This window comes from Psychrobacter sp. 1U2 (assembly GCF_051847575.1).
Window position 1 is genome coordinate 1 of the sequence record NZ_JBPYDC010000610.1, and the last position, 942, is coordinate 942.

Consider the following 942-nt stretch of genomic DNA (forward strand, 5'->3'; position numbering starts at 1 on the left):
GAAGATGAGCAATGACAAGATAAAAGTCAGACTAAAAAACCCAGATAAGGCCAGCCAAGGCGCATTGAGGTTGTTTTTGCCTTGTACCATCAGCTCACCAAGTGACGGTGAACCAGGCGGTAAACCGTACCCTAAAAAATCTAGCGCTGTTAAAGCAATAATATTAGCCGTTAATATAAATGGCAGCTGCGATAAGCTTGAGGCTAACGCATTGGGTAAGATGTGTCTCATCATAATGTGACGGTCTGACACGCCAAGATTACGAGCAGCACGGACATAATCAAAATTACGCGCGCGTAAAAACTCTGCACGCACCAAACCGACCAGCCCCATCCAACCAAACAGCAGCATCATTGCAAACAGCATCAAGATACTGGGGCTAAATAAGCTGACCAAAATAATAATCATAAACAGCTGAGGCATACCGCCCCACACCTCCATAAAGCGCTGCCCTGCCAGATCTACCCAGCCACCATAATAGCCTTGTATCGCACCGACGATAATGCCAATTAACGCACCCGCCAGCGTCAGAGCCAGACCAAACAACAGCGACACTCGCATGCCATAAAGTATCCGCGCTAGCACATCACGACCCATATCATCAGTACCAAGCCAGTTCTGGCTATTGGGTGCGGCCGGATATGGAATGCCCAGTTCAACGTTTGGCGTCTGGTCGGCAAAGGGAATGGGCGGCATCACGTAATAACCCTGACTGTTAATCAGCGTTTGCACCGCCGGGTCTTTGTAATTGGTTTCGGTCTCAAATACACCGCCAAAAGTCGTCTCAGGATAGGCTTTTAGTACGGGGAAGTAGTAATCGCCTTGATATTGCACCAACAGGGGCTTGTCATTGGCAATCACATTGGCTGCCATACAAATGACAAATATCAGCGCAAAAATAAACAGCGATATGACCCCAAGACGATTATGGCGAAAGCGGTT

At 48.0% G+C, this 942-nt stretch carries 1 protein-coding gene; it reads right to left on the reverse strand.

From position 1 onward, the window contains the following. Positions 1–942 (reverse strand): ABC transporter permease (locus ACS8FD_RS17610; protein WP_439276802.1); only part of this gene is annotated, 942 nt, incomplete at both ends.